The sequence below is a fragment of the Mesorhizobium sp. M7A.T.Ca.US.000.02.2.1 genome (genome assembly GCF_003996995.1).
Classification (GTDB): Bacteria; Pseudomonadota; Alphaproteobacteria; order Rhizobiales; family Rhizobiaceae; genus Mesorhizobium.
Map to the genome: position 1 here is coordinate 1 of NZ_RZTT01000376.1, position 5,906 is coordinate 5,906.

Below are 5,906 nucleotides of genomic sequence, written 5' to 3' on the forward strand. Positions count from 1 at the left end.
GCGCCCAACAGCGCCGCCGGCACCTGCGCCGAAGCCGGCAACGCAAAGCTACCAGCCGACCAATGTCACGCCGTTGCCCGCCTACGGCTCCGCCAACGCCAACACCGCCCGGCACGCGCCGCCACCACCGCAGCCGGTGCAGGACAGCATCGACGACACGCTGATGAGAGAACTCGAAGTATCGCTGGATCAGCCCCGTTCAGGCGGCCCGGTGGGCAAGCCGGCGGCGCCGCAGTCGCTCGACGACGAGATGACCAAGCTTCTCGGCGAACTCTCCAGTCAGAAGAGATGAGCAACCGCTGGGTCGCTATCCCCGCGGAAAACATCGTCGCCGGTCTACTGGTCTACTGCCGAACCACCTCGTCCGAAGCGCTAGATATCAAGGGTTTGCTGCCTTCGCCCGCCCTGAGCGGTGGATGCCGCACCAATAAAAATGGCCGGAAAACCGGCCATTTTCAGAATCGAGGTCGTTCGAGACAGCCGGCCGTGAGCCGCCGGCCTTGACCTTCAGTCGTCGCGATAGACTTTTTCGCGGCGCTCATGCCGCTCCTGCGCTTCGATCGACAATGTCGCGATCGGACGCGCATCGAGCCGCTTCAGCGCGATCGGCTCGCCGGTCTCTTCGCAATAGCCGTAAGTGCCTTCGTCGATGCGCTGCAGGGCGGAGTCGATCTTTGCAATGAGCTTGCGCTGACGGTCACGGGCCCTGAGTTCGATGGCACGGTCGGTTTCCGAAGAGGCGCGGTCGGCCAGATCGGGGTGGTTGGCGTTTTCTTGCTGCAGGATTTCCAGTGTTTCGCGCGCTTCGCGCAATATGTCATTCTTCCAGGTGACGAGCTTTGAGCGGAAGTAGGATTTCTGCCGCTCGTTCATGAACGGCTCGTCTTCGGAGGGTACGTAATCGGCGGTAACGATGTCGTTCATTCGACTCACCCAAACTGCCCCAAATTTGGCGCCTATATATTCGTCGTCCGACGCCTGCACAAGCGCAATCGGCCGCTGTTTCACGCAATTGTTAAAGTACCCCGCCACGGGTCTTTGCAGCCGCGTACGGTCGCTTTGGTACAAACTCCGCCGAGACACTTTGGATCCGGTGGCACATGCTTTCCGAGATCGGCCGTGATCCCGGGGCGATACGCAAGCGCCTTTGCAGCAAGCAGCATTGGGTGATTCGCTGTGTTTGAAGAGCACGGGCATTGTGCGCAACGCCGTTCTCGTGGCTAATCCCGGGAGGCTTCGGCATTCGGAGGTTGGGTGAGCAGGCTTTATCTGTTGCGACATGCAAAGGCTGGCTGGGCACTGCCCGGCATGCGGGATTTCGATCGCCCGCTCGACGCGTCCGGCCGTTCCGATGCCGAAATGATGGGCGCCGCCATGCGCTCCCGCCTCTATGTTCCGAACCGCACGCTCTGCTCCAATGCCAAACGCGCCAAGGAGACGCTGGAAAGCCTGGCAGGCCAGACCGACACCGGCCGGGTCCTGTTCTTCGACGCGCTCTACAGCGCCGACGCGGCCGGTTACCTCCACCTTATCAGAGACAATGGCGGATCGGGCTCATTGCTGGTCATTGGCCACAATCCGATGATGGAAGACCTCACCATGGCAGTTTCGGGCGACGGCGACGAAACTGCGCGGGCCACGCTGAACCATGGGTTCCCGACCGCGGGCCTGGCAGTCGTCCGCTTCGACGGCGATCTTGCCAGCGCCGCCCAGCGCACCGGTTATCTCGAAGCGTTCCTGACGCCGGCCGATCTCTGAAGCCATTTCAAAGCCTGGTTGTAGAGCCTATATCGGGCGGACCGTAGTCCGAGAGAGCATATTTTGGCATCATCGCTGACCACCTTCACCGACGAGGCGAGGATTGCCCTCGACACGCTGTCAGGCCGCGCCACCGGGCTTTTTTCCCCGTCGCTACGCCTCGGCGTGACCGGATTGTCCCGCGCCGGCAAAACGGTGTTCATATCGGCCCTAGTCCACAATTTAATCCATGGCGGCCGCCTGCCGCTGTTCGAGGCGCAGAAATCTGGGCGCATCGCCCGCGCCTTCCTCGAGCAGCAGCCCGACGACGCGGTGCCGCGTTTCCAGTACGAGGACCACATCGCCGCCCTGGTCAACGATCGTGCCTGGCCCGATTCGACGCGCGCCATTTCGGAACTGCGGCTGACCATCGAATATGAATCGGCTTCCGGCTGGAGCCGCATGTTTTCTTCAGGCAGACTGTCGGTCGATATCGTCGATTATCCCGGCGAATGGCTGCTCGATCTACCCCTGCTCGGCAAATCCTTCGCCGATTTTTCGCACGAAGCCTTTGAAATGGCCGTTCTGCCGGTGCGCGAGGACCTTTCGCAGAGCTGGCGGGCGTTGTCGGCCGGGATCGATCCGAACGCCGATGCCGACGAGATGACGGCGCGCCGGCTGGCCGAAAGCTTCGCCACCTATCTGAAGGCCTGCAAGCTCGACGAGCGGGCGCTTTCGACCTTGCCGCCCGGCCGCTTCCTGATGCCGGGCGATCTCGAAGGCTCGCCGGCCCTGACCTTCGCGCCCCTGGCCGGGATCGGCGACAAGCGTCCGCGCCCGGGATCGCTGCACGCCATGATGGACAGGCGCTATGAGGCCTACAAGACGCATGTCGTCAAACCCTTCTTCCGCGAACACATCACCCGCCTCGATCGCCAGATCGTGCTGATCGACGCCATGCAGGCGCTGAACGCCGGCCCCGGCGCCATGGCCGATCTGGAACGCGCGGTAACCGAGATCCTCAGCTGTTTCCGACCTGGCCGGGGCAGCTTCCTCACCGACCTGTTTTCGCGGCGCATCGACCGCATCCTGGTTGCCGCGACCAAGGCCGACCATCTGCACCACGAAAGCCATGACCGGCTGCAGGCGATCGTGCGGCGGCTTGCCGACCGCGCCGGGGCACGGGCGAATTTCACCGGCGCCGATGTCGACGTGGTCGCCATGGCGGCGGTGCGCGCGACGCGCGAAGGCACCGTCAAGCAAGGCCGGGAGACGTTGCCCGTCATTATCGGCACGCCGATCGCCGGCGAGAAGATCAACGGCGAAACCTTCGATGGAAAAACTGAAACAGCCATATTTCCTGGTGATTTACCGGAGAAAATTGATGCGGTTTTTGATCTTTCGGGAGCCGATCACAAGCAGGATGCCGCGGACCCTGCAATCCGCTTCGTCCGTTTCCGTCCCCCAAAGCTAGAACGCACGGCCGAAGGTATCACCCTGTCGCTGCCGCATATCAGGCTCGACCGTGCCTTGCAGTTCCTGATTGGAGATCATTTGGCATGATCGCGCCCCGCAAGCCGGCGGCATTCCGCATCGAGCCGGAAGCCCCACCGAGACAAGCGGCCCCTGAGCCGCGCAACGTCCAGGCCGAGACCCCGCGCAAACCGCGCGCGATGAAGGCCGATGTCGCGATGGTCCTCCCGGCGGAAGTCGATGTCTTCGACGAACCCGACATCATTGCCGCGGAGCCGCCGCCGGCCATTGCTCCCGGGAAGCGCTCGCTGCTCGGCAGCATCTTCTTCGGCGCCTTTGGCGTGCTGGTTTCGCTGGCTGTCGGCTTGTGGACCGACCAGCTCATACGCGACCTCTTTGCGCGCGCCGAATGGCTGGGCTGGCTGGCCGCCGGCATGGCTGCCATCGCCGTGCTGGCGCTTATGGTGATCCTGATTCGCGAATTCCTGGCGATCGGCCGCCTCGCCGAGGTCGAAAAGCTGCAGAAACGGGCGCTCGACGCAATCGAGCGTGACGATCCCAAGGCGGCACGATCGGTCGTCGACGAGCTGTCGGCCTTTGTCGCGGCCAAACCCGAGACCGCGGCCGGCCGGCGCGCGTTGGCCGAACTGCGCGGCGAGATCATCGACGGCGGCAATCTCGTGCGCCTGGCCGAGGCTGAAATTCTCGGCCCTCTCGATGCCAGGGCAAAGGTGATGATTCTCGAAGCCGCCAAACGCGTCTCGCTGGTGACGGCGGTCAGTCCACGCGCACTGGTCGATGTTGCCTATGTCGTATTCGAGGCCGGGCGGCTTATTCGCCGCCTGTCGGAACTCTATGGCGGACGGCCAGGAACGCTGGGTTTCTTCCGCCTGGCGCGCAGCGTGCTGGCGCATCTGGCGGTTACTGGCTCGATCGCGATCGGCGACAGTTTCGTCCAGCAGATCGTCGGCCACGGCCTGGCCGCGCGCCTTTCGGCCAAGCTTGGCGAGGGCGTCGTCAACGGCATGATGACGGCGCGCATCGGCATCGCCGCGATGGAGACGGCGCGACCCCTGCCCTTCAGCGCCGCCAAGCGTCCCGGACTTGGCGATTTCCTCTCGGCGCTGACATCGTTCGCAACCAGGAAAGACGGTGAAACGACCCCCTCCGGCAGGTGAGCCGGGCTGGAGTGTCCGGCATTCGGAATCGTTACCGGACTGCTCAGCGGCGGCCCTGCGGTGACGAAGCATTAACCAATCTTGTTCATGGTCAGACGGGTTCCAAACAGCCTCTTTGTTGCCGGGTGTCGTCGATGAAAAGCGTAATACTATCCAGCGTCCTGCCCCTGGCAGCGGTGATCACGGCAGTCGTCGGCATTGCAGGAGCGGCCTCTGCGGCGGAGCCGGACAAGCAGTTCTTCCAGTCCGCCGAAGGCAAATGGATCGGTCCCGGCGAAATCGTCGCCGGCAAGTACAAAGGCACCAAGTTCAACTGCAGCTTTACCGGCTCGACGCCCGACGGCAAGGTCGGCATGTCGCTCGACGGCGGCTGCCGGGTTGGCATGTTTACCCAGCAGATGTCGGCCAAGATCGAGCGCAAGGGCCGTGAGGGCTACAAGGGCAGCTTTATGGGTGGCGCGACCGGTTCCGGCCTCGACATCATCGGCGGCAACGTCGTCGATCCCCGCAAAGTGGTCTTCACCATCAACCGCAACCAACTGCGCGGCGTCATGCAGGCTCGCATCCCTGACGACAATTCGATGACAGTGACCATTGCCGTGCGCGTCGACGACCAGTTGGTGCCGGTGATCGGCATGAGCTTGAAGCGCGTCGATGCAGTCGAAGTCGGCTCCATCGCGCCGAACTGAAATCGCGCCGAACTGAAAAATCCGAAAAAAAGGCGGCGACCCAACGGTCACCGCCCTCTCCCTTGACCCATCGAATCAGGCGCTTAGGCCTTGATCTCAAATCAGGGCGTTAGCCTTTGATTGTGGCCGTCAGTTCGTCATAGGCCTTGCAGGCGTCGGCCAATGTCGTAGCGCCCTGATACTTGGTTGTCACCGCCTGGACCTTGGCCGTCAGATCAGCCGCTTTGGACGGGTCCTTTGTAATCGCTTCCTGCAGCGCGGTAGCCATGTCCTGCGCCTTCTTGGTCGCGATTTCCGCCGTGCACTCGGGCGCCTTCGAGCAAGCCGAACCGGCAAGCACCGCCAGGCCGACGGCAACAAACAAAAACTTCTTCATGTCAGTCATCTCCTCAAAAAGGGCGCGACTTGATCGTCGATCACCCTCCAATGGCCGAAGCCGAGCGTCCTTAGCCTTCGATTGCGGCAAGATGCAACGTGTTCCCGGCCTCAACTTGTGTATCGCGCCTGCAACATCGGCGGCGGCCCGGATTCAGGCTATTTTGTCAGCGGCAGCAAAGTTCAGCTGCGTGGCTGCAGCAGCGCCAAGACGGCGGTCGATGCGGCAAGGACAGCAGTCAGAGTCAAAGGCCCGGTCGCGCCATAGGTGTCCACGACATAGCCACCGACAACCGCGCCGATGGTGATGGCAATTTGGAAAGAGGTGACCATCAGGCTACCCGCTGCCTCCAGCGCATCAGGCGCCGCGCGCGACATATTGGTCGGCAGCACCACCGGCGCCATGCCAAAGGCGAAACCCCACAGCGTAACGAAGCCGAAGGCAACGCCGATA

The 5,906-nt window shown here is 62.9% G+C and carries 6 protein-coding genes and 2 pseudogenes; 5 read left to right on the forward strand and 3 right to left on the reverse strand.

All coding sequences use genetic code 11. The features are described from left to right. Nucleotides 1-292, forward strand: a pseudogene (locus EOD15_RS26885) (hypothetical protein); the annotation flags it as partial. 215 nt (nt 293-507) lie between these two features. On the opposite strand, the gene dksA reads toward EOD15_RS26885, so the two are convergent. Then, on the reverse strand, nt 508-924 hold the full coding sequence (gene dksA / locus EOD15_RS26890; RefSeq protein ID WP_013531862.1) for an RNA polymerase-binding protein DksA: 417 nt from the start codon (nt 922-924) through the stop codon (nt 508-510). A 330-nt stretch (nt 925-1,254) separates the two neighbouring features. Here dksA and EOD15_RS26895 point away from each other — a divergent pair, with 330 nt between their 5' ends. The 4 genes from EOD15_RS26895 to EOD15_RS26910 all read left to right on the forward strand — a co-directional run bounded on the left by EOD15_RS26895 (nt 1,255) and on the right by EOD15_RS26910 (nt 5,077). Continuing rightward, entirely contained in the window at nt 1,255-1,758 is a 504-nt protein-coding gene (locus EOD15_RS26895; protein WP_127323064.1) for a histidine phosphatase family protein, read from the forward strand. 63 nt (nt 1,759-1,821) lie between these two features. After that, nucleotides 1,822-3,300 (forward strand): YcjX family protein, encoded by a 1,479-nt coding sequence (locus tag EOD15_RS26900; protein ID WP_127408997.1) that lies wholly within the window; start codon nt 1,822-1,824, stop codon nt 3,298-3,300. Beyond that, nucleotides 3,297-4,388, forward strand: coding sequence for a YcjF family protein (locus EOD15_RS26905; RefSeq protein ID WP_127322843.1), 1,092 nt, complete (start codon nt 3,297-3,299; stop codon nt 4,386-4,388). The genes EOD15_RS26900 and EOD15_RS26905 overlap by 4 nt, the downstream gene beginning before the upstream one ends. A gap of 134 nt (nt 4,389-4,522) precedes the next feature. Further along, nucleotides 4,523-5,077 carry a hypothetical protein gene (locus EOD15_RS26910; protein WP_127322844.1) on the forward strand — a complete coding sequence of 185 codons (555 nt, stop codon included), beginning with the start codon at nt 4,523-4,525 and terminating at the stop codon, nt 5,075-5,077. 109 nt (nt 5,078-5,186) lie between these two features. On the opposite strand, the gene EOD15_RS26915 is transcribed toward EOD15_RS26910, so the two are convergent. Both EOD15_RS26915 and EOD15_RS26920 read right to left on the reverse strand, forming a co-directional pair. Continuing rightward, nucleotides 5,187-5,453, reverse strand: a complete 267-nt coding sequence (locus EOD15_RS26915; RefSeq protein WP_127271315.1) for a hypothetical protein — start codon at nt 5,451-5,453, stop codon at nt 5,187-5,189. A gap of 182 nt (nt 5,454-5,635) precedes the next feature. Beyond that, nucleotides 5,636-5,906 (reverse strand): annotated as a pseudogene (locus EOD15_RS26920) (MFS transporter); the annotation flags it as partial.

What these genes read in the sequence shown, in the direction of transcription:
- dksA (WP_013531862.1), bottom strand. Translation starts at nt 924, where the DNA reads ATGAACGACATCGTTACCGCCGATTACGTACCCTCCGAAGACGAGCCG.
- EOD15_RS26905 (WP_127322843.1), top strand. Translation starts at nt 3,297, where the DNA reads ATGATCGCGCCCCGCAAGCCGGCGGCATTCCGCATCGAGCCGGAAGCC.
- EOD15_RS26910 (WP_127322844.1), top strand. Translation starts at nt 4,523, where the DNA reads ATGAAAAGCGTAATACTATCCAGCGTCCTGCCCCTGGCAGCGGTGATC.
- EOD15_RS26915 (WP_127271315.1), bottom strand. Translation starts at nt 5,453, where the DNA reads ATGAAGAAGTTTTTGTTTGTTGCCGTCGGCCTGGCGGTGCTTGCCGGT.